Origin of the sequence: Massilia polaris (assembly GCF_012927275.1) — a bacterium.
Classification (GTDB): Bacteria; Pseudomonadota; Gammaproteobacteria; order Burkholderiales; family Burkholderiaceae_D; genus Telluria_A; species Telluria_A polaris.
The window spans coordinates 269,180-289,640 of record NZ_JABBGG010000006.1; the positions used below are offsets into that span (position 1 = coordinate 269,180).

Consider the following 20,461-nt stretch of genomic DNA (forward strand, 5'->3'; position numbering starts at 1 on the left):
CAGCAACGTTGCGCAAAGGTAGGGCGGAAAAGCCTGGCCAGTCACCAACCCGCCCATACCGTGTTCGATGCACGGCACGATCAGTAACTGAACATCCACACCCGTGATCTATCGGTCAATTTCGCTAGTGAAATTGTGTTTAATCATCTGATACTACAAGGAAATTTATTTTCAAAAACGTTGAACTGAATCAAGTTCCACACGTCAAACCTTGCTCAATCACTCTGTTAAAGCGAGGAATTTTGATGAACACACTTGTCAGTTTTGCGTCCGAAAATCGTGTACGCACCATGCTTTGCAGCAGCTTGCCGCTGTTGCTGGCGGCCTGCGGCGGTGCCGATTCGGGCAGCACCCCGGCCCCGGTCCAGGCGCCGCAGTTCGCGGCCATCACCACTAGCGGCGTCGCGGCACCAGCTGATCTCTATGTTTCACCAAGCGGCTCAGATACCAACGCGGGTACGCAGTCGGCGCCGTTCCAAACCATTTTGCGGGCATCGCGCGCGGCAACACCGGGCGTGACGATCCGCGTGGCGCCGGGCGTGTACGCCGGCGGTTTTCAGACCAGCGTCAGCGGCGCCGCGGAAGCACGCATTCGCTACGTTTCGCAAACCCGCTACGGCGCGAAGATCGTGCCGCCTGCTTCGTCCAGCAGCACGCGCGCCTGGGATAACCGCGGCAGCTATGTCGACATCGAAGGCTTCGAGGTCGATGGCGCCAAGGCCCAGGCCGGCACGCAGTGGCTGAACGGCATCTACACGGCCGGCTCGTATTCGGCAGTGCGCGGCAACTACGTGCACCACATCGCGAAAAATGTGCCGTGCGCGAGCAGCGGCGGCGGCATTGGTGCGGACAGCTATTACCAGGGCATCGCCAACGACGTCATCGGCAACGTGGTCCACGATGTCGGCCCATCCGGTTGCGCCAACTACCTCGGCATCTATATCAACTCGGCGAAGAGCAAGGTCGTCAACAACGTGGTGTACAACGTCAGCAATGCCGGCATTCGCTTGTGGCATGACGCGACCAACAACCTGGTCGCCAACAACACGGTGTTCAATTCCGGCATCGGCGTGGTTGTCAGCGGCAACGGCGGCTACCTCGGCAGCGCGCCGAACGACCATACCCGCGTCGCCAACAACATCATCTACGACAACGCCAGCTACGGCATCCAGGAAGTCGGCTCGACCGGCACCCATAACAGCTACGTATTCAACCTGGTGTACAAGAACCGCGGTTATAACATCATGTTGAACAACGGCCTGCAAGCATTGGGCACCGTCAACGCCGAGCCGCAGTTCGTCAACTACATCCGCACCGGCGGCGGCGACTACCATCCAGCGTCGACCTCGCCAGCAGTCGGCGCGGCGCTGCCGGCCGCATCGCCACCGACCGACATCGAAGGCACCGTGCGTTCGACTACCACCGGCCTTGATATCGGCGCCTTCCAGCATGCCGGCGCTGCGCCAGCACCTGCACCAACGCCTACTCCGGAGCCAACGCCGGAGCCGACTCCGACGCCGACGCCGGAACCAACGCCAACGCCGGTTCCCCAGCCGATCCCGGCAACGACGTATAACTACTACGTGTCGCCGACCGGCTCGGACAGCAACCCGGGCACCAAGGCCTCGCCGTTCAAGACGATTACCCGCGCGGCACAGGTAGCCAAGCCGAGCACCACGGTCCACGTGGCGCCAGGTAACTACTCGGGCGGCTTCCGCACCAGCGTCAGCGGCACCGCGACTGGCCGCATCTACTTCGTCTCGACAACGAAGTGGGGCGCCAAGATCGTTCCGCCGGCGAGCTCGTCGAACAACGTGGCGTGGGACAACCGCGGCAGCTACATCGACATCATCGGCTTTGAAGTCGATGGCCGCAAGATCCAGAGCGGCACCAAGTGGGCCTACGGCATCTACAACGGCGGTTCCTACGACATGATCCGCAATAACTACGTGCACCACATCGCCAACACGATCGCTTGCACCAGCGGCGGCGGCTCGGCGATTGGCGTCGACAGCTACTACAAGGGCATCAAGTCGGACGTCATCGGCAACCTGGTCCATGACATCGGACCTGCCGGCTGCCACTTTGTACAGGGCATCTACATCAGCACCTCGGGGACCGTGAAGAACAACGTGGTCTACCGTGTGGCGGAAGCGGCAATCCACCTGTGGCACGACGCCAACAACGTCATCATCACCAACAATACGGTGACGACGTCGGGTACCGGCATCATCGTCGGCGGCGGCGACTACTACTTCACGACGGCGGGCGCGGATAACGTGCACGTGCACAACAACATCGTGTACGACAACAAGTACGGCATCTCGGAGCAGGGCAAGACGGGTTTGAAGAACACCTACCGCAACAACCTGGTGGTCCAGAACACGTACAACTGGACGCTGAAGAACGGCCTGACCCACAGCGGTACCGTGGCGGCAGTGCCCCAGTTCGCCAGCTACTCCCGCACCAGCACGGCCAACGACTTCCACCTGAGCAGCGGCTCGCCCGCGATCGGCAAGGCGGTGAATTCGAGCTACGTGCTGCCGTATGACTTTGATGGCTATGCACGTAACGCAAGCACAGGTTACGACATCGGCGCCTACCAGCACTAAGCGCTGTTGCCCCGGGGCCGCCGCCGCAGGATGTGGCGGCGGTCTTTTCGCGCCTTTCAACAATTATCAAACGGATCCACGCCATCCTGCTTACGATGGAGTGCATGGACTCCCCGCATACAGACTTCGACGAAAAGGCCCGCATCCGCGCGGTCTACCAGGAGTGGCACGGCGGCAAGGAACTGGCTCCCTACGCCTGGCACCGGCCTGAGGTCATGGAGCAGGAGGCGGCGCGCTGCCGCGTCGCCGGCGCCCTGCTGGCCACCACCGTGGGGCACGACCTGGCGCGCCTGCGCATTGCCGATGTCGGCTGCGGCAGCGGCGGATTCCTGCGCCAGCTGATCAGCTGGGGCGCGCACCCCGCCAACCTCATCGGCACCGAGTACCAGGAAGACCGCCTGGTGCAGGCGCGCACCGCCACCGCGCGCGACGTGCGCTGGCATCTTGGCGACCTCGACATCCTGGACGACGGCTGCCTCGACCTCGCCGTCGCCAACACCGTGTTTTCGTCGATCCTTGACGAGCAGATGCGCCGGCAGCTGGCCGCCGACATGTGGCGGGTGCTCAAGTCCGGCGCGTGGTGCATGGTTTTCGACTTCCGCTACAACAACCCGTCCAATCGGAACGTGCGAAGGGTTAGCCGGCCCCAGGTCCGCGACTACTGGCCCGCGGCCAGCGCTTCCCGCTACCAGACCCTGCTGCTGGCGCCGCCTGTCGCGCGCCGGCTGTCGCGCGCGCCGCGCCTGGCCAGCGACCTGCTGGCCACCTTCGTTCCGCCGCTGCGCTCGCACTTCATCTACATGGCGCAAAAGCCTTAACCGTGCCGCTATTTCGGCGGCACGGTTTCTCCGTCAGCGTATGGTCGCCGCAGGCACTGGCTGGGGCGACAGCAGCAACTCCTTGAGCCGGCGGCGCACCTTCGGCGTGTGCGACTCGAACAGCAGGTAGGACCCGTAGCAAAGCACCAGCAGCGCGGCCAGCAAGGAGAAGTAAATGCCGTAGTCGATCCAGCTGGACGGCGACAGACGGTATCCGCCCGACACCTTCAGCCCGACATGCTGCATCAGCTTGATCAGCGGCACATGGAACACATACAGGGTGAACGAAAACTCGGCGAAAAATTTCGCGCCCGCGCGCAGGCGCGCCAGCGGACGCGACGCCGGGTCGGCCTTCATGTGCATGCTGCACAGGAACATCAGGAACAAGATGCTGTACACGAGGTCCTGCACGAACGATGCGCCCGTCATGTCGTCGTTGTAGCCGGTCAGGCGGAAATACACCGCCACCGCGCCGAACACCGCCAGCATCAGCCAGCGCACCGCGTTGCTGCAATCGACGCGTACGCGCGAGAACAGCGCCCCCAGCAGCCAGATCAGGAAATACAAGGTCATCGCATACGGCAGGAACAGGGCGATGGCCACCAGCGACAGCATCGCAATCGCGCGCCGCGACTGGGTCGGGCCCGTCATCAGGACCAGCATTAGCGGGAACATCAGGTAGTACCAGGTTTCGTTCGCCAGGCTCCAGAGCGGATAGTTGCCGCCGAACTGGACCATCGTGACGGTCTGCAGGCCGAACAGGTTGCCTGCGAAGGACAGCAGCGAATAGCTGTTCGATGGCGAGTAGTGTATGGTGTTGGGAATGAGCTCACCGGCAAACACGCCAAACAGCAGCATTAAGGAAAAGGTCGGGACCAGCACGGTCCACAGCCGCGACACGCGGTCGATCGCATAGGCCTGCAGTGCCTGCGGACGCCCCATCTTGCCGAGCAGGCTGCCGCCGACCAGCCAGCCGCTGATCAGGAAGAACACGACGACCGCCTGGTGGGCGAATCCGGTAGCGAAGGCCAGGCCCTGGTAGACCAGGGGCGGGTCGGCCATCGAACGCAGGCCGGGAAAGAACTCGGCGCGCAGGTGGGCGGCGGCGACCTGCAGCGCGGCAAGCCCGCGCAGCAGCGAGATGAGCAGCGACTGGCATGAATCTTCCCCCAGCTCGGGCTCGGTGAGAAGCCGGATGCCCGGCGTGGCGGTGGAAGCCATGGTGTTTACTCCTGTTTTTTGAAAGCGAAGGTCAACAGCAGGTGTCGGCGCCGCCAAGTGGATAGGGCCGCGCGTTGCCCGATAACAGGGTGGCGAGCCGGATCATCCACCAGCCGATATGGGCGAAGGTCATCAGCCAGGCGCCGGCCAGGAATGCCAGCGCGAACCAGCACAGCATGGCCGGCGAAGGCGCCAGCGCTGCGGGTCCGGCCAACCGGATCCACGCCAGGCTGATCGCCGCTCCCAGCACGCATCCGGCGACCGCTTCGGTGGCGCTATGGAAACCGTAGTCGACCAGCAGCGCGCCGACCAGCAGCCCCAGTCCAAGCCCGGCGGCGACGCCGGCGCGGCGCAACGCCGGACCGCCGCCATGGAACAGCAGGTAAAGCACGGTCGGGAACACCGCGGTGACCCCGGTAGCGTGGCCGCTGACCGACTTGAATCCGAGCGCGGGCAGGCCGGAACCCCACGCCATGAAGGCGATCTTGCTGAAGCCCACCAGCATCACCCCGCCGCCGAACAGCAAGCCCCACCACAGCGCGGTGCGCCAGGCGCGCGCGGCGGCGAGCCAGCCGAACGCCGCCGCCGCCAGCGGCAAGGTCAGGTCGAGGTCGCCGAGGCGCACCAGTGTCATCCACGGATCCATGGCTAGCGCGCGATCGCGCTGAGGGTGCGCAAAATGATGCGCAGGTCGGTCCAGAAGCTGCGCTGCTCGACATAGCGTACGTAGTATTCAAGCTTCACCGGCAGGATGGTGTCGATGTAGGCTTGCTCCGGATCGGCGGCGTAGCCGAGGATCGCATTTTCATCCTTGTAGTGGATAGAGGCCCAGTCGGTGATGCCGGGCGCGACCGACAGCACGATGCGGGCGACGTCGGGCGGGTAGCAGGCCACGTAGCGCGGCACTTCGGGCCGCGGTCCCACCAGGCTCATCGATCCTTGCACGACGTTGACCAGCTGCGCCAGTTCGTCGAGCTTGTAGTGGCGCAGGAACCGGCCGGCGCGGGTAATGCGGGCATCCGTCCCGACTGTCAGCTGCGCGCCCCCGGCCGGCCGGGCCGTCATGGTGCGGAACTTGAAAATGCTGAAGGGCACACCGTTGCGGCCGATCCGCACCTGGCGGAAGAATACCGGGCCCGGGGAATCGAGCCGGATCCACAACGCGATCGCACCCAGCAGCGGCGCCAGCAGCAGCAAGCCGCACAGTGACGCGGCAAGGTCGAACGCGCGCTTGCTCATGACACCAGCTCGCGCACCGCGCCAATGACCCGGGCCTGGTCGGCGTCGCTCATCTTGGTGTATAGCGGCAAGCTCAACATCGCGTGGAAGCTCGCTTCGGCCACCGGGAACTGCAGCGGCGCCAGGCCGCAGGTGTCGCGCCAATAGGGCTGGCGGTGCAGCGGGATGAAGTGCACGCTGGTGCCGATGCCGCGCGCCGACAGTTCGCCGATCAGCTCATCGCGGCCGATGTGGGCGCCGTCGGTCAGGCGCACCACGTACAGGTGCCAGGCGTGGCTGCTGCCGGCCGGGGCGTCGGGCGGCAGTCGCAAGGGCAGCCCGGCCAGCGCGCTGGTGTAGTTAGCAGCGAGCTGCTGGCGGCGCGCCAGGAAGCGGTCGATCTTGCGCAGCTGGCCGAGGCCGATGGCGGAGGCGATGTCGGTCAGGTTGTACTTGAAGCCGGCCGCGACCACTTCATAGAACCAGGCCGGCGTGCGCGAGGTGTAGCGGGCGAAGGCATCCTGGCTGATGCCGTGGATGCGCATCAGGCGCACCCGTTTGGCCAGCGCGGCGTCGCGCGTGACCACCATGCCGCCTTCGCCGGTGGTCATGGTCTTGTTGGCATAGAAGCTGAACACGGTGATGTCGCTGTCCAGCGTGCCGACCAGCCGGCCCTTGTACAGGGTCGGGAAGGCGTGCGCCGCGTCCTCCACCACGCGCAGGCCGTGGCGCGCGGCCAGCGCGAGGATCGCGTCCATGTCGCAGGCCAGCCCGGCGTAGTGCACCGGCACGATGGCGCGGGTGCGCGGTGTGATGGCCGCTTCCACGGCGGCCGGGTCGAGGCATAGCGTGCACGCATCGGCGTCGACGAACACCGGTTGCGCGTCCAGGTAGCGCACCACTTCGGCGGTCGCGGTGAAGGTCAGGGTGGGAACGATGACTTCATCGCCCGGCCCGATCCCGAGCGCCTCCAGCGCCAGGTGCAGGCCGGCGGTGGCGGAGTTGACCGAGATCGCCTCGACGCCGCCGCCCAGGTAGGCGCCGAATTCCTGCTCGAACTGGTGCGTCTTGGGGCCGGTGGTCACCCAGCCGGAGCGCAGGCATTCGACCACCTCGCTGATTTCCTCCTCGCCGATATCAGGCAGGGCGAAGGGGAGGAAGGGCGCCTCGACGGCGCTGTCGTTCGGAGTATGTTCAGCCATGGTCGCTACCTCAGTCGGGCAAGGTCAGGATGTGGAGGGGCGCAAGTCCGCGAGAATGTTGAGGAAGCGCTCGCCGAGCACCGGATAGCTCAGGTTGCGCAGCGCGTAGATTTTTCCGCGCTGTCCGAGGGCGGTGCGCTCGGCGGCCGGCATCGACATCAGGTTCAGCACCCCGCGCGCAACCGCGCACGGATCTTCCGGCGCCACCGTCAGGCCGCAGCCGGCGTCGGCGACCGGGTCGTTGCCGGCGTCGACCGAATGCAGGATCGGACGCGCCGCCATCATGTAGTCGATCAGCTTGTTGGGCGAAATGCCGAAACGGTACAGGGGCTGGCGCGGCCAGCCGATGTAAGCCACGTCAAAACACTGCAGCAGCGCGGGAACCTGCTGCTTGGCGACCGGGTCGAAGAAGTACACGTTGGACAGGCCCATGTCGCGCGCCTGCGCCTGCAGCCGCTGCTTGTCCGGGCCGCCGCCGACCAGCACGAAGGCGGCGCGTTCGCCTGCCAGCTGCGCGGCCGCACCAAGCAGGGTGCCGAGCGAATTGGCCATGCCGTGGGTGCCTGCATAGCCGACGATAAATTTGCCGCGCGCGCGCAGGTCGGCAAGGGTGGCGGCTGCATCGCCCTGCAGTTCGGGCGGCTCGGCCAGCCATTCTGCGGGATCGGCGCCGTTCGGCACGATGTGCAGCTTGTGGCGCGCCATGCCGTGTTCCTCGAGGTGGTCGCGCACCTTGGGCAGGATCGACACCACGGCGTCGGCGTGGCGGCAGGCGTAATTTTCAGCTGCCTGCAGCAGCATGATGAATGGGTGCCAGCGCAAGTAGTTGCCCAGTTCCATGGGAGAGAGCGGCCACAGGTCATGCACCTCGAACGCCAGGCGCGCACGCGCCAGCCGGGCGATGCGGCGCGCCGGCCAGATGTCGAGCGGGTAGGTGCTCGAGGCGATCACGACGTCGGGCCGGAAGGACAGCGAAAGCTGGCGCGCATCGCGCAGCAGCCGGACAATGAAGGTGGCCATGTTCAGCGCCCGCGCGCTGCCGTTGCCAGCGTAGGCCGGGGTGTCGAACCAGGTGTATTCGATGCCGTCGATCGTCTCGTCCAGCCGCGTCGCGCCGCGCATCTGGGGCGCCTGTGCACGGATATGCGAACGCGAGGAGGCCACGATGCGTACCCGGTGGCCGAGCCGCACCCATTCGCGCGCCAGGTAGTAGGGGCGGTATTCCATCCCGTGCTGCAGCGAACCCGCGTAGTGGTTGATGAGCAGGATGTTCATGGCGGCGATTGGAGGCTGTACTTCGCGCGGTAGGGCTTGAAGCCGAGGATGGTTTTGAACTGCCGCAGGCCGGGCTGGGCGCCGAAGTAGGTGTCGTACATGATGTACTGCAGCTCGCCCTCGTCGATCTGGCGGCACACCACATCGACGATCAGCAGGTGCATGATGCCGTCGTTGTTGCGGTGTCCCATCAGCTGCGAAAACGCGCCGAAGTTGCCGTACATGCCGAAGGTCGCGTACGCCACCAGCCTGCCTGCCGGGTTGAGCACCCCGTAATAGCGGAAGTTCCCCAGCACGTCGAAACGCTCGCGCTTCTCGGTGTAGGCCTTGTCCATCGGCCGCCCCTGGCGCGAGTCCTCCGACATGTTGATGTCGTGGATGTCGTCGACGTAGGCGTTGCGGTCGATTTCCTTGCATACGTAGCCGCGCTTGCGCGCCCGCGCCGCATGGTAGGCGCCGTTGTTCTTGCCTTTGATGCCGTCCAAATACTTCTTGCGCGTGTCCAGCGCGCCAACGTCGATCAGGGCCGCGCCCAGCGTTTTACTGCGGATCAGTTTGTAGCGCGGGTGGCGTTTGGTGAACTGCGCATAGACGGTCGGCACCGTGGCCGGTTCCAGCGTCGCGTTGAAGCGCAGCGGCGCCACCGGCAGCCGGATGATCTGTGCCAGCGTCGAGCAGCATTTGCGCAGGCTGCTCAGCGGGTTCACGCCACCGAATAGCGGACGAGATAGGGGCTGAAGCCCAGCTTGCGCTTGAAATTGCGCAGTCCCGGTTGCGCGCCCAGGTAAGTGTCGTACATCAGGAAGCTGACTGTCTTTTCCTCGATCAGGCTGCATATGATCTCCGTCAGAAGTAGGTACATGAAACCGTCGCCGTTTTTGTGGCCGATCACCCTCTCTGTGGCGGCGAAGTTGCCAAGGGTGGCCATCGTGCAATAACCGACCAGTTTTTCACGCTTGTCCAGGATGCCGAAATAGCCGAAGTGCGGATAATTCTGGAACGATGTTTCCTTTATGCGGTAGGCATCGTCCATCGGGCGGCCCTGGCGTGTTTCGGCGGAGGTATGAATGTCGTATATGTCGTCGATAAAAAAATTACGGTCGATATGATGGACCCGGTACCCGCGAATTTTTGCCTTGTGTGCGTGATAAGCGGCGAAATCTTTCTTCTTCACTGTATCGAGATAATCTTCCGCGGTTTTGAACCTGCGTAAATCAATTAGTGCAATTCCCACGGTTTTGTTTTTGATCAGGCGATAACGCGGATGCGGCTGGGTAAATATTCGGTGGGTCGCTTGGATATGTTCCCGGTGCAATCGAAGGTGGAATTGGAGGTGGGCGCGCGGCATCCGGTGGAGTTGCGCGCCTGCGCTGATAAGCCGGGAGACTTCGTTCGCAATTTCCGATAATGTCATGATTCAAGCGCCGGGTTTCGTTCGTGGACCAGAAGGCGATGCTTCGCGTGCTTGCGCCCGTACCAGTAGGTCGAATAGCACCCCAGCGTTGCGCCAATCAGCATGTCGGTGAAAAAATGTGATGTCAGCAATAGCAGCACGGTCATGCACGCCAATGAAAATGGCAGCAGGAACTGGTAATGATTTCGACTGGTAAAATATTCCTGGATAAACATCACGATGGCGGGACAGATGATCATCGCCATCAGGTAGGTAATGCCGGCAAATCCCAGGTCCACCCACGCGGACAATACGTTATGCGAATACAGTCCCGGCGGATAACTGCCAAAATCGCCAAGAAACGGATGGCCGTTAATCGTCAGGATGGCATATGCCGTCAAATGATGCCGCTTATTGGCGGAGGTCGATTGTGACAGGTCAAGCAGCTCCAGGATCCGGTTATTCGGCAACACGGCGAGAATGTCGTCGAGGTAAATCTTTACCGTAATTAAGAGCGCAGCCAACACGAACGCGACGATCAGTTTATTTTTCGAATGATAAAACTCGGCAATGGGAATCATGAACAGCAAGGCGATGAATTCGCTGCGCGCCGTATTAAAGAACAGGGTCGGCGCGCCGATGCAGTACAGAATCAGCCGCAGCCACGGCGACCGGGTGAAGGCGACGATCGGGACGAAGGTGAACAGGTAGGAGCGCGAGAATCCCTGGTAGGTCGCGAGGCTGTCGGCGTCCCTGGCGATGCCGAGCGCGCCGAGGTAGAACACGCCGTCGATCGAGTAGGTAAATACGATCGCCGACATGCCCAACAGGCTCAGCAGCCCGACGCGGCGGAACTGCGCGCCGCTGTAGTCGATGGCCTTGAAGATCAAGAACACGTTCAGCAGGAACAGGATGCCGAGGATGTGATGGGCGACGTGGACCATCTTGCCGCCCAGCGCGCCGTTCGCCACCACGATAATCGAGAAATACGCGAGGAAGATGCCGAAGGCGATGTCTGGCCTGGCCAGCCGGTTCGGCTCGCGCCGGATGCGCATCAGGTACATGTAAATCAGCGGCAGCACCACCAGCAGCGAGGTCGGGGCGAAGAAGCCGCCGAGGAAGGCGCCCATGAGGCCGAGGCCGAGCAGGGTGTGATAAAAGAAAAAGCCGGGGAACAGCAGGAAGAAGGCGAAGACGGCAACCGCCTGTTCGCCCCTTGGCCCGCGTATCGCGCCGGCGTGGTTCAAGCCGCCTCCAGCCGGTTCCGCGCGCACTGGTAGGACATGTGCAGGTACACCAGGTAGAGCAGCGAGTAGCCGATCGCATACCACAGCACGCTATCGTGCAGCGACATGGGCAGCAGGAACACGCCGGCCGTCATCGCGAACAGCGCTACTTGCCACACCAGGTCGGCTTTCTGCTTGCCCGTGACAAAAAACACGTAGCTCAACGGGCTGGCGATGAAGTTCAGGAAGTACAGGGGCGCCAGGATGCGCGCCAGCTCGCCGGCGGCGCGCCACGGCTCGCCGAAGACCCAGGCGAACAGCGACGGCGAGAACAGGAACAGCGCCACCGACGGACCCAGCGCGAGCAGCAGCAGCGCCTTGAAGGTGTAGCGATAGGCCTGCGCGCAGTTGCCCAGCGTCTGGAAATCGTGCGCCGATTGGCGCTTGAATACTTCCAGCACGGACGACGCCAGCAGCGCAACCGGGGCCGCCAGCACGCGCTGGGTCAGCGCGAACAGGCCGGCCGCCACCGCGCCGTGGCGAAAGCCGATCAGGAACAGGGGCAACTGCCCGACCGCCACGTTGAGCAGGTTCGATGGCAGCGAGAAGCGCCAGAATTTCTCGTGCCGGCGCAGGTAGCGGCGCTGCTCGCCGTCGAGGCGCCAGCCGGTGGCCGCGGACGGCGGCGACAGCAGCAGGTGCGCCGCCACCAGTCCGGCGCACAGGCCGAGCAAGTGTCCGGTAATCAGCGCCGCGCCGCCGGCGCCGCAGTACAGCAGGCCGACCTGGCCGAGCGCGATGGTGCTGGCGCCCCAGACCTTGGCGCGCGCGGCATTGCCGAACGCGTTATGCGAGGTGGCGTAGGCGAGGGTGGTCTGCATGGTGGCCGTCAGCCAGGCGCCAAGGCCGATCGTGAGGATGGCCAGCCACGACAGCTGGCGCAGGAACGGCAGGTCGAGCGCGCGCCCGCCGATCGCCGTTACTGTAACGCCGATTGCGATCACCGTCGCCGACCAGGCCACGACGCGGAAACAGGTGCGCTGGTGCTGTCCGGCGTGGTCGAGCACCATCGCCGCTTCCAGGCGCAGGGTCGCGCCGATCGCCACCACTGCGACGATGCCGAACCACACGCTGAAGGCGCCCAGCTGCGCCGGCGTGCACATGCGTGTGATCAGCGGCGCCATCAACAGCGGCAGCGCCTGCGCGCCGAGCGCCCCGGACAGCACGGTGAGGACGTGCTTCCAGAAGGTCGGCAGCGCCAGGTTCATTTGGCCGCGGCCAGCAGGTCGGCGCGCGACGGCATCCGCTCGCCCAGCGCCGCCAGCAAGGTGGCGGCGACCTGGGTTGCGGCGGCCGGCTCGAGGTAGGGCCCCATCGGCAGGCTCATGACCTTGCCCGCCATGTCGAGCGCGACCGGACAGGCGTCCGGGCTGGCGTAGTGCGCGTAGGCGGGCTGCATGTGCATCGGGACCGGGTAGTGCACCGCGGTCGGGATGCCGGCGCCGTGCAGCACGGCCTGAAGGCGGTCGCGCTCATCGAGCACCACGGTGTACTGGGCGAACACGCTGCTGCGGTCGCGGGTGCGACCGACCTTGCCGAGCCGGCCCGAGAACAGCGCGTCGTAGCGCGCGGCCACCCTGGCGCGCTGGCCGAGCTCCCACTCGAAGCGCTCGAACTTGGCCAGCAGCACCGCGCATTGCAGCGTGTCCATGCGTCCGCCCACGCCGACCCGGGGGTGCACATAGCGGCGCGACTGGCCGTGCACGCGGATCTCGCGCATCGCCGTGGCCAGCTCGTCGTCGCTGGTGAAGATGGCGCCGCCGTCGCCATAGCAGCCGAGCGGCTTGCTGGGAAAGAAGCTGGTGCAGCCGATGGTCGACAGGTTGCAGCTTTTCTTGCCGCGGTAAGTCGCGCCGAAACTCTGGGCCGCGTCTTCGATCACGGCCAGGCCATGGCGCGCCGCGATGCCATTGAGTTCGTCCATGTCGGCCGGCTGGCCGTACAGCGACACCGGCATGATGGCGCGGGTGCGCTGGGTGATCTTCGCTTCGACCAGGCCGGGGTCGATGTTGCAGGTGGCTTGATCGATATCGGCGAACACCGGGCGCGCGCCCAGCCGCACGATGGCCTCGGCCGTGGCGATGAAGGAAAACGGCGTGGTGATCACCTCGTCGCCCGCCCGCACACCCAGCGCCATCAGCGAGATCAGCAGCGCTTCGGTGCCGGACGACACGGTGATGCAGTGGCGCGCGCCGGTGTAGGCCGCCAGCCGCTGTTCGAGCTCGGCCACTTCCGGGCCCATGATGTACTGGCCGTGCTCGAGCACGGCATGGATGCGCGCGTCGATACCCTCGCGCATGGCCTGGTACTGGGCTTTGAGGTCGATGAATTCCATAATTGTGTCCGGTTGATGTCAGGGAGGGATCGGGAAGGCGGGCGGCGCCATCAGCACGCAGCGGGCGCCATCGAGCCTGTACCTGTCGCCGCTGTGCGGGCAGGCTGCTTCGGCGCGCCCGCTGGGCGGCAGCGCGAGGCGTTCGCCATGCCGGCTCATCCAGCCGATGCGGCGCGCCGGCACGCCCGCCATCAGCGCGAACGCCGGCACGTCGCGGTTGACGACGGCGCCGGCTGCGATGAACGCGTATTCGCCGATCGTCACGCCGCACACGATGGTGGCGTTGGCGCCCAGGGTGGCGCCGCGCCGCACCAGCGTGGGCCGGTATTCGTCCTTGCGCGTGACGCCCGCGCGCGGGTTGTAGACGTTGGTGAACACCATGCTGGGGCCGCAGAACACCTCGTCTTCGAGCGTGACGGCGTCATATACGGAGACGTTGTTCTGGATCTTGACCCGGTTGCCGATGCGCACGTCGTTGGCGACGAAAACATTCTGGCCAAGCGAGCAGCCCGCGCCGATGTGCGCGCCGGCGCACACGTGGGCGAAATGCCAGACGCGGGTGCCGTCGCCGAGCGTGGCGCCGGCGTCGACGAACGCGCTTGAATGGATCTCCGCGTCCATCGTCAGTACTCCAGCGGCAGGGCGACGCGGCGGCCGTCGCGCGCCGACATGTAGGCGGCCACCAGCACTTCGAGCGACTTGAGTCCCTCGCGGCCGTCGGTTTCGGGCTCCGCTTCGCCGCGCAGCACCTTGATCACGTTGTCGTAGTACAGCGGATGGCCGTAGCCGTACACCGAGGTGGTTTCGTAGCTGGCTTCGCGCACCATCTCGTCGTCCGCGTCGGGCTCGGCGAAACGCCATTCCTGCACTTCGTTGACCGCCACGCCGCCGATGCGTACCGTGCCTTTTTCGCCGAGGATGGTGATCGAGCCTTCCAGGTTGCGCGGCCAGGTCAGCATCGTCACGTTCATCGATCCCAGCGCGCCGTTGCGCCAGCGCAGGCTGATGACGCCGGTGTCCTCGACTTCGATGTCGCGCGCCAGCGTGGCCGTGTACGCTTGCAGGCTTTCGATCGGGCCGACGATCCAGTCGAGCAGGTCGACATAATGGCTGGCCTGGTTCATGAAGGCGCCGCCGTCGAACTCCCAGGTGCCGCGCCACTTGGCGCTGCTGTAGTAGGAATCGGGCCGGGTCCAGAACACGTTCAGGTTGACCATGTAGATGCGGCCGAAGCGCTTTTTTTCGACCGCGCGCTTGAGCAGCTGCAAGGTGGCGTTGCGGCGGTTCTGCTTGACGACGAACATGCGCACGCCGGCCGCGTCGCAGGCGCTGACCATGCGCTTGCCGTCGTCCCAGCGCGTGGCCATCGGCTTCTCGGTGATCACGTGGCGTCCGGCGCGCGCGATCTCGATCGCCTGTTCCGGGTGCAGCCCGGACGGCGTGGCGACGATGACGGCGTCGGCGTCGCACTTGGCCAGCATCTCGGCCAGGCTGGCGTAGGGACGGGCGCCGGTAGTGCGCGCGGCTTCCGCGGCGCAGCGCTGGTCGACGTCGGCCACCCCGACCAGTTCGCAGCGTTCGCTGTGCTTGTCGATGGCGGCGAAATGGTTGGCGGCGATGCGGCCGCAGCCGACCAGGGCGAAGCGGATGCGGCGGTCGAGCACCGCGGGCGGAAAGTAGCGCATGGTGTTTCCCTTTGTGTGAGGCGCGAGGGTCAGGCTTTCACGACGTTGGGCAGGCGCTCGCGGTAGACGCCCCGGGTGTCGATGATCAGGCGCGCATGCTGGCGCACCAGCTCGTAGTCGAAGGCGCTGTGGCTGGTGGCCACCAGCAGCACGTCGTAGGATGCGATTGCCGCGGGCGTCAGCGCCACGCTGGACAGGTCGAAGCGGTGTTCGCGCATGCGCGGGAAATGCGGCACGTGCGGATCCGAATAGTCGACCAGCGCACCTTTCGCGCGCAGCCGTTCCATCAGTTCGACCGAGGGCGATTCGCGCATGTCCTCGACGTCTTTTTTATAGGCGATGCCCAGCACCAGGATGCGGCTGCCCTTGAGCGAGCGGCCGCGCTCATTGAGGGCGTCGGTGACCTTGCCGATCACCCACTGCGGCATGTCGCGGTTGATCTCGCCGGCCAGCTCGATGAAGCGGGTGTGCACCCCGTACTGGCGCGCCTTCCAGGTCAGGTAGAACGGGTCGATCGGGATGCAATGGCCGCCCAGGCCGGGGCCGGGATAGTAGGGCGTGAAGCCGAACGGCTTGGTGGCGGCCGCGCGGATCACCTCGTGGATATCGATGTCCATCTTGTCGGCGATGATTTTCATCTCGTTGACCAGGCCGATGTTGACGGCGCGGTGGATGTTCTCGAGCAGCTTGGTCAGCTCGGCCGCCCGGGTCGAACTGACCGGCACCACCTGGTCGATGGCGGGGCCGTACAGCGCCATGCCGGCTTGCAGGCAGGCCTCGGTCGAGCCGCCGCATACCTTGGGGATGGTGCGGGTTTCGAAGTCGGGGTTGCCGGGGTCTTCGCGTTCCGGCGAAAACACCAGGAACACGTCGTCGCCGACGACAAAGCCGCGCGATTCGAGGCGCGGGCGCAGCTCTTCCTCGGTGGTGCCGGGGTAAGTGGTGCTTTCCAGCGACACCACCTGGCCGGGGCGCACGTGCGGCAGCAGGGCATTGACCGTGCCAAGTACGAACGACAGGTCCGGTTCGCGGTAGACGTTGAGCGGGGTCGGCACGCAGATGATCAGCGCGTCGGCCTCGGCCACCCGCGCAAAGTCGCTGGTCGCTGCGAAGCCGCGCTCGCGGGCGGTGGCGATTTTCTGGTGCGCGATGTGCTCGATGTAGCTGCTGCCCGCGTTCAGCCGCCCGACCTTGTCGGCGTCGATGTCGATACCGAGCACCCGGAAGCCGACCGTGGAGTAGCGCAGCGACAGCGGCAGCCCGACATAGCCGAGCCCGATCACGGCGATGACTGCGCTGCGGTCCTCGAATTTGCCAAGCAGCTTGGCCAGTTGGCCCGGTTGATGAGCGTCGCGCATTTTCTTGTTTCTCCGCTGTGTTAATAAAAGAAACTAAATTCGATATGAAACGATCTTCTTGGCCAAACCGGCCATTTCAATGGTGGTGGCCGGGCCGGATACCGGTAATGCGGGAGGCGAATTCGCTTGCGGCGTATAATCCGACACCATGGCTTTGACCATTGATTCGATCATGCCGCGGTCATTGGTAGCGCAAGCCATCATCAGGCAGGTGATATAGGTATCCAATACGCCCGGGTGCAGCGCGCTTTCCTTCATGCGCATGATTCGCGGGTGCTCGCTCGGAAATACTTTTCCGTCGGTTAATAACTCCTCATAGAGTTTCTCGCCGGGGAATATGCCGATAAACTTGATGGCAATATCGCCGTCGGGGAAATCGGCGGTTTTTTCGGTCAGGCCGGACATCATGATCATGGTTCGGGCGAGGTCGACGATGCGGACCGGCTCGCCCATGTCGAGCACGAACACGTCGCCGCCCTTGGCCATCGCCCCGGCCTGGATCACCAGCTGGGCGGCCTCGGAAATGAGCATGAAGTAGCGCGTGACTTCCGGATGGGTAACGGTGAGCGGCCCGCCATGCGCGATCTGGCGCTGAAACAGGGGAATGACCGACCCGGACGAGCCCAGTACGTTGCCGAAGCGCACCATGCAGAAGGTGGTGCCGGGGCCGTGGGTGACGGCGGCGGCCTGGAAGATCAGCTCGGCGATGCGCTTGCTGGCGCCCATGATGTTGGTCGGCCGAACCGCCTTGTCGCTGGAGATCAGCACGCAGATCTCGACCTTGTGGCGTCCGGCGCTGGCGGCCAGCACCTGCGCGCCCAGCACGTTGTTGCGCAGGCCTTCCACGATATTGGCCTCGACCAGCGGGACGTGCTTGTAGGCAGCCGCGTGGTAGATGGTGTCGATGCGGTTTTCCTGCAGGATGCGTTCGACCAGCGCCGCGTTGCAGACCGAGCCCAAGTGGGCCACGATCGGCAAGGTCGGGAAGCGCGCCTGCAGCTCCTGCTTGATGGTGTACAGGGCGAATTCGGAATGGTCGAGCAGGTGCAGGCAGCTGGGCGACAGGGTGACGATCTGGCGGCACAGCTCGCTGCCGATGGAGCCGCCGGCCCCGGTCACCAGCACCGTCCTTGTCCGCACGCAGCGCGCAAACAGGTCGACCCGGGGCGGCACCGGCGCGCGCCCAAGCAGCTCCTCGAACTTGAGTTCGCGTATCGCTTCGGTCGGCGTTTTCTCCTCGTCGGCAAGGTCGAGCAGGCGGCTCAGGATCTTCGTCGTGACGCCGGCCTCGGCCATGCGCTGCATGATGTTGCGCAGGCGTTCAGGGGAGACCTGGGGAATCGCGATGATGATCGAGCGGATGCACAGCGAGTTGACCATCTCGACCAGCCGGTCGGTATGGAACACGCGCAGGCCGGCAATGGTGCGCTCGTGCAGCACGTGCTTGTCGTCGAAGAAGCAGACGGGCCGGTACTCGTTGCTGGTGCGCATGGTGAGCGCCAGTTGGGCGCCCGGTTCGCCGGCGCCGTAGATGGCGACGGCGTCGCTGTCGCGCCGTACTCCCATATGGTTGCGCAGGAAGTTACGGACGCTAATGCGCGAGGTGACGACATACGAAAACACGATGAACCAGTAGATCGCCAGCGCGCTGCGCGGGAACCCTTCGTCGTTGACTGCAAGCAGCACCAGGTAGACGCACAGCACCGCCAACGCGAGCGCAATGCCGGTCGCCGCGAGCAGGCGCTGGTCGATGAAGCGGATGACGGCGCGGTACAGGTCGGACAGCAAAAACGCCACGATGGTGACAAGCGCCACCACGACATAGGTGCTGATCCCGTAGCGCATCGCCAGCGTGACGTCGCCAACCCGCAACAGCATCGCAATCAGGAAGCAACAGGGAAGGGCGAGCAGGTCGACGCCTACCGCCAGCGCGATTTTTGCGTTTCGATTCATGGAAATCATGTCGACGCAAAACTGGCTGAGCACGCTGCTGTGGGAAGTCGACATGGTTTATATACTGTTATTAATATGCGACTGGCAAATTAGCATCTTAATATCTTTAGTGAAATTAATTTTTGCCGTAATTTATTGGTTCGCTTAGATGGTCTATTGTCGCGTAAGTTTATTATCGGGTCGCCTTCAATGAACTGGTTTGATAACCGTCAATCGCTGACTTCGGTAATATTTCCGATTATATTTAATTAATTTTTGGAATATATTTATCTTCACAATTAAAATAAATGCAACATTGAAAATGGATCGCCATCAGTCCCGTGAAGAGAAAGGCGGGGTGATTTTTGGAGTGGCAGGGTGCGCCACAGTTCCGGCGATGCCAGGCGCGGCGGCGTCTATTTAGTTGTCGATTGATTCAGATGGATGCGGACGCTCGCGCGCCGCCTACGATGAGCTGAGTTCAGCGTGGAGAACCGCCATGGCAGTCCTGGTTTCCCTGGAGCAGATCACCAAGCTGGCGCCCGGCGTGCGCCCGCCGTATGTGGACGCCTTTGCCGCCGGCCAGCCGGTGCTGGACCGTTTCGGCATCGCCGAGTCGCCGCTGCGGGTCGCCCACTTCATCGCCCAGCTGATGCATGAGTCGGGCGCGCTGACGAAGGAGTATGAAAACCTGAATTACAGCGCGCGCCGGCTGGTGCAGGTGTGGCCGTGGCGCTTCAAGCCGCACGGGCCGCTCGATCCGGAAGAGTACGCGCACAACGCGCGCAAGCTGGCCAACGAGGTCTACGGCGGGCGCATGGGCAACACCAGCGCGCAGGACGGCTATATCTATCGCGGCCGCGGCTTGTTGCAGCTGACAGGGAAGGGGAATTATGCGGCGGCGACTGCGCGGGTACGCCGCTGCGTGCCGTCCGGCCCCGACTTTGCGAAGGAACCGGACGCGGTGCTGGCGCCGGGATGGTGCCTGGCGGTGGCGGCGGGCGAGTGGGCCAGCCGCGGCTGCAACCAGCTGGCCGACGCCGGCGACCTCGAGCAGATCACCCGGCGCATCAACGGCGGCACCAGCGGTTTCCCGGAACGCCAGGAATGGCTGCGCCAGGCCCGGCTGGTGTGGAGCTGAAGGGGATCAGTTCGCCGAGGCGAAGCCAGGGCGCGGCTGCGGCGCCGCCGGCGGCACCACGATGTTGTCGTTCAGGCGCAGGAACTTGAAGCCGGCCAGCTTCTGCCCGTTCTTGCCTTCGCGCGCACTGCGCTCCTCGCGTTCGCGCGCGCGGGCAACAAAGGCATCGAACGATTCCTCGCGCACTTGCGGTTCGGACGAATGCAGGAAGCGGCGCTCGCCATCTGGCCCTGTCACCACCAGCCCGACGTGCGAGACCCAGTAAGCGCCGTTGCGGGTCGACACCACGTTCACGAAATCGCCGTCCTGCAGCTGCGCTGCAACCTCGGCCACCCGTTCGGTCGGCAGGAAGTATTCGCGGCTGTTCTGGACCGGGATGCTGCGCTCGGTCTGGTGGCGCGTTTTCAGGAATTTTTGGCGGTCCACGGTCAGCTCGTACGACGGACCGGACAGTCCCGCCAGGTCGGCGCTGATGTCGGTCACCAGCCAGCTGTTGTTCAGGTTCCAGTCCACTTCGGTGTAATGGTTGCGCGTGGCGACACCGATCACGCCGTCCTTGTAGCGGATCCGCTGCAGCATCCAGAAGAACTCTTCCCACGATTTCGACATCGCCATCGCGTAGGTGTGTTCCGCAAACACCACACAGTCGCTGTTTTCCAGGCTGAACATGGGCAGCGAATCGTGCAGTTCGAACGGGAATTCGCCCAGCAGGTGCAGCTTGTACGGCTGGCCGATGTTCTTCCTGCCGATCGCGGCGATGCGCTTGCGCAGGTCCGGCTCGGCCTGCTGGGCGTGGCCGATGTAGCGGTGCACTTCCTGCGGCGTCATCTGGAAAACCTGCTTCTCCAGCATAGGGACGGGGCCAGGCGCCGGCTTGCTTGCGGGGATGGGCCGGGTGGCGCAACCGGCCAGGGCGGAGGCGGCGAGGAGCAGGGCGAAGAGGCGCATTGGGAATGTTGAGTAAGGAAAAGTGCCACGCTAACCG

The 20,461-nt window shown here is 64.4% G+C and carries 18 protein-coding genes; 3 read left to right on the forward strand and 15 right to left on the reverse strand.

Going from position 1 to position 20,461, the window contains the following annotated elements; translation table 11 throughout:
* Positions 1 to 245 precede the first annotated feature (245 nt).
* Entirely contained in the window at positions 246 to 2,612 is a 2,367-nt protein-coding gene (locus tag HHL21_RS12810) for a right-handed parallel beta-helix repeat-containing protein (RefSeq protein WP_169466372.1), read from the forward strand.
* A gap of 104 nt (positions 2,613 to 2,716) precedes the next feature.
* Positions 2,717 to 3,430: a class I SAM-dependent methyltransferase gene (locus HHL21_RS12815; protein ID WP_169466374.1), complete on the forward strand. Its 714-nt coding sequence runs from the start codon at positions 2,717 to 2,719 to the stop codon at positions 3,428 to 3,430.
* Positions 3,431 to 3,463: 33 nt separating this feature from the next.
* On the opposite strand, the gene HHL21_RS12820 is transcribed toward HHL21_RS12815, so the two are convergent.
* The 14 genes from HHL21_RS12820 to HHL21_RS12885 are packed head-to-tail and all read right to left on the reverse strand — an operon-like array spanning position 3,464 to position 18,356.
* Entirely contained in the window at positions 3,464 to 4,651 is a 1,188-nt protein-coding gene (locus HHL21_RS12820) for an acyltransferase family protein (protein ID WP_169466377.1), read from the reverse strand.
* 31 nt (positions 4,652 to 4,682) lie between these two features.
* Positions 4,683 to 5,285 (reverse strand): membrane-associated phospholipid phosphatase, encoded by a 603-nt coding sequence (locus HHL21_RS12825; protein WP_169466379.1) that lies wholly within the window; start codon positions 5,283 to 5,285, stop codon positions 4,683 to 4,685.
* Between the two features lie 14 nt (positions 5,286 to 5,299).
* Positions 5,300 to 5,890, reverse strand: a complete 591-nt coding sequence (locus tag HHL21_RS12830) for a sugar transferase (protein ID WP_169466380.1) — start codon at positions 5,888 to 5,890, stop codon at positions 5,300 to 5,302.
* Positions 5,887 to 7,071 carry a DegT/DnrJ/EryC1/StrS family aminotransferase gene (locus tag HHL21_RS12835; protein ID WP_169466382.1) on the reverse strand — a complete coding sequence of 395 codons (1,185 nt, stop codon included), beginning with the start codon at positions 7,069 to 7,071 and terminating at the stop codon, positions 5,887 to 5,889. Before HHL21_RS12835 ends, HHL21_RS12830 begins: the two co-directional genes overlap by 4 nt.
* A gap of 24 nt (positions 7,072 to 7,095) precedes the next feature.
* A complete protein-coding gene (locus HHL21_RS12840; protein ID WP_169466384.1) occupies positions 7,096 to 8,346 on the reverse strand; it encodes a glycosyltransferase family 4 protein in 1,251 nt (416 codons plus the stop codon).
* Positions 8,343 to 9,053, reverse strand: coding sequence for a hypothetical protein (locus HHL21_RS12845; protein ID WP_370659721.1), 711 nt, complete (start codon positions 9,051 to 9,053; stop codon positions 8,343 to 8,345). The genes HHL21_RS12840 and HHL21_RS12845 overlap by 4 nt, the downstream gene beginning before the upstream one ends.
* Complete coding sequence (locus HHL21_RS12850; protein WP_169466386.1) at positions 9,050 to 9,760, reverse strand: hypothetical protein; 711 nt, start codon at positions 9,758 to 9,760, stop codon at positions 9,050 to 9,052. The genes HHL21_RS12845 and HHL21_RS12850 overlap by 4 nt, the downstream gene beginning before the upstream one ends.
* Complete coding sequence (locus HHL21_RS12855; RefSeq protein ID WP_169466388.1) at positions 9,757 to 10,986, reverse strand: hypothetical protein; 1,230 nt, start codon at positions 10,984 to 10,986, stop codon at positions 9,757 to 9,759. The genes HHL21_RS12850 and HHL21_RS12855 overlap by 4 nt, the downstream gene beginning before the upstream one ends.
* Positions 10,983 to 12,233 (reverse strand): lipopolysaccharide biosynthesis protein, encoded by a 1,251-nt coding sequence (locus HHL21_RS12860; RefSeq protein ID WP_169466389.1) that lies wholly within the window; start codon positions 12,231 to 12,233, stop codon positions 10,983 to 10,985. The genes HHL21_RS12855 and HHL21_RS12860 overlap by 4 nt, the downstream gene beginning before the upstream one ends.
* Positions 12,230 to 13,360, reverse strand: a complete 1,131-nt coding sequence (locus HHL21_RS12865; RefSeq protein ID WP_169466391.1) for a DegT/DnrJ/EryC1/StrS family aminotransferase — start codon at positions 13,358 to 13,360, stop codon at positions 12,230 to 12,232. The genes HHL21_RS12860 and HHL21_RS12865 overlap by 4 nt, the downstream gene beginning before the upstream one ends.
* Positions 13,361 to 13,378: 18 nt before the next feature.
* The gene (locus HHL21_RS12870) at positions 13,379 to 13,981 is read right to left on the reverse strand and encodes an acyltransferase (protein ID WP_169466393.1); all 603 of its coding nucleotides are present in this window, start codon (positions 13,979 to 13,981) and stop codon (positions 13,379 to 13,381) included.
* 2 nt (positions 13,982 to 13,983) lie between these two features.
* Positions 13,984 to 15,045, reverse strand: a complete 1,062-nt coding sequence (locus HHL21_RS12875; protein ID WP_169466395.1) for a Gfo/Idh/MocA family protein — start codon at positions 15,043 to 15,045, stop codon at positions 13,984 to 13,986.
* 29 nt (positions 15,046 to 15,074) lie between these two features.
* Positions 15,075 to 16,403, reverse strand: a complete 1,329-nt coding sequence (locus HHL21_RS12880; RefSeq protein ID WP_169466397.1) for a nucleotide sugar dehydrogenase — start codon at positions 16,401 to 16,403, stop codon at positions 15,075 to 15,077.
* Positions 16,404 to 16,436: 33 nt separating this feature from the next.
* Positions 16,437 to 18,356 (reverse strand): polysaccharide biosynthesis protein, encoded by a 1,920-nt coding sequence (locus tag HHL21_RS12885; RefSeq protein WP_229496365.1) that lies wholly within the window; start codon positions 18,354 to 18,356, stop codon positions 16,437 to 16,439.
* 478 nt (positions 18,357 to 18,834) lie between these two features.
* Between HHL21_RS12885 and HHL21_RS12890 the strand changes: the two genes are divergently transcribed.
* Positions 18,835 to 19,476: a glycoside hydrolase family 19 protein gene (locus HHL21_RS12890; protein ID WP_229496367.1), complete on the forward strand. Its 642-nt coding sequence runs from the start codon at positions 18,835 to 18,837 to the stop codon at positions 19,474 to 19,476.
* Positions 19,477 to 19,482: 6 nt separating this feature from the next.
* Here the strand turns inward: HHL21_RS12890 and HHL21_RS12895 are convergent, their stop codons facing one another.
* A complete protein-coding gene (locus HHL21_RS12895) occupies positions 19,483 to 20,424 on the reverse strand; it encodes an N-acetylmuramoyl-L-alanine amidase-like domain-containing protein (protein ID WP_169466399.1) in 942 nt (313 codons plus the stop codon).
* Positions 20,425 to 20,461: the final 37 nt, after the last annotated feature.

Bases quoted from the DNA above. Each gene is read 5' to 3' on its own strand.
- HHL21_RS12840 (WP_169466384.1), bottom strand. From the start codon at position 8,346: ATGAACATCCTGCTCATCAACCACTACGCGGGTTCGCTGCAGCACGGG.
- HHL21_RS12870 (WP_169466393.1), bottom strand. From the start codon at position 13,981: ATGGACGCGGAGATCCATTCAAGCGCGTTCGTCGACGCCGGCGCCACG.
- HHL21_RS12850 (WP_169466386.1), bottom strand. From the start codon at position 9,760: ATGACATTATCGGAAATTGCGAACGAAGTCTCCCGGCTTATCAGCGCA.
- HHL21_RS12830 (WP_169466380.1), bottom strand. From the start codon at position 5,890: ATGAGCAAGCGCGCGTTCGACCTTGCCGCGTCACTGTGCGGCTTGCTG.
- HHL21_RS12820 (WP_169466377.1), bottom strand. From the start codon at position 4,651: ATGGCTTCCACCGCCACGCCGGGCATCCGGCTTCTCACCGAGCCCGAG.
- HHL21_RS12885 (WP_229496365.1), bottom strand. From the start codon at position 18,356: ATGAATCGAAACGCAAAAATCGCGCTGGCGGTAGGCGTCGACCTGCTC.
- HHL21_RS12865 (WP_169466391.1), bottom strand. From the start codon at position 13,360: ATGGAATTCATCGACCTCAAAGCCCAGTACCAGGCCATGCGCGAGGGT.
- HHL21_RS12825 (WP_169466379.1), bottom strand. From the start codon at position 5,285: ATGACACTGGTGCGCCTCGGCGACCTCGACCTGACCTTGCCGCTGGCG.
- HHL21_RS12880 (WP_169466397.1), bottom strand. From the start codon at position 16,403: ATGCGCGACGCTCATCAACCGGGCCAACTGGCCAAGCTGCTTGGCAAA.
- HHL21_RS12890 (WP_229496367.1), top strand. From the start codon at position 18,835: ATGGCAGTCCTGGTTTCCCTGGAGCAGATCACCAAGCTGGCGCCCGGC.
- HHL21_RS12860 (WP_169466389.1), bottom strand. From the start codon at position 12,233: ATGAACCTGGCGCTGCCGACCTTCTGGAAGCACGTCCTCACCGTGCTG.
- HHL21_RS12810 (WP_169466372.1), top strand. From the start codon at position 246: ATGAACACACTTGTCAGTTTTGCGTCCGAAAATCGTGTACGCACCATG.
- HHL21_RS12895 (WP_169466399.1), bottom strand. From the start codon at position 20,424: ATGCGCCTCTTCGCCCTGCTCCTCGCCGCCTCCGCCCTGGCCGGTTGC.
- HHL21_RS12815 (WP_169466374.1), top strand. From the start codon at position 2,717: ATGGACTCCCCGCATACAGACTTCGACGAAAAGGCCCGCATCCGCGCG.
- HHL21_RS12835 (WP_169466382.1), bottom strand. From the start codon at position 7,071: ATGGCTGAACATACTCCGAACGACAGCGCCGTCGAGGCGCCCTTCCTC.
- HHL21_RS12875 (WP_169466395.1), bottom strand. From the start codon at position 15,045: ATGCGCTACTTTCCGCCCGCGGTGCTCGACCGCCGCATCCGCTTCGCC.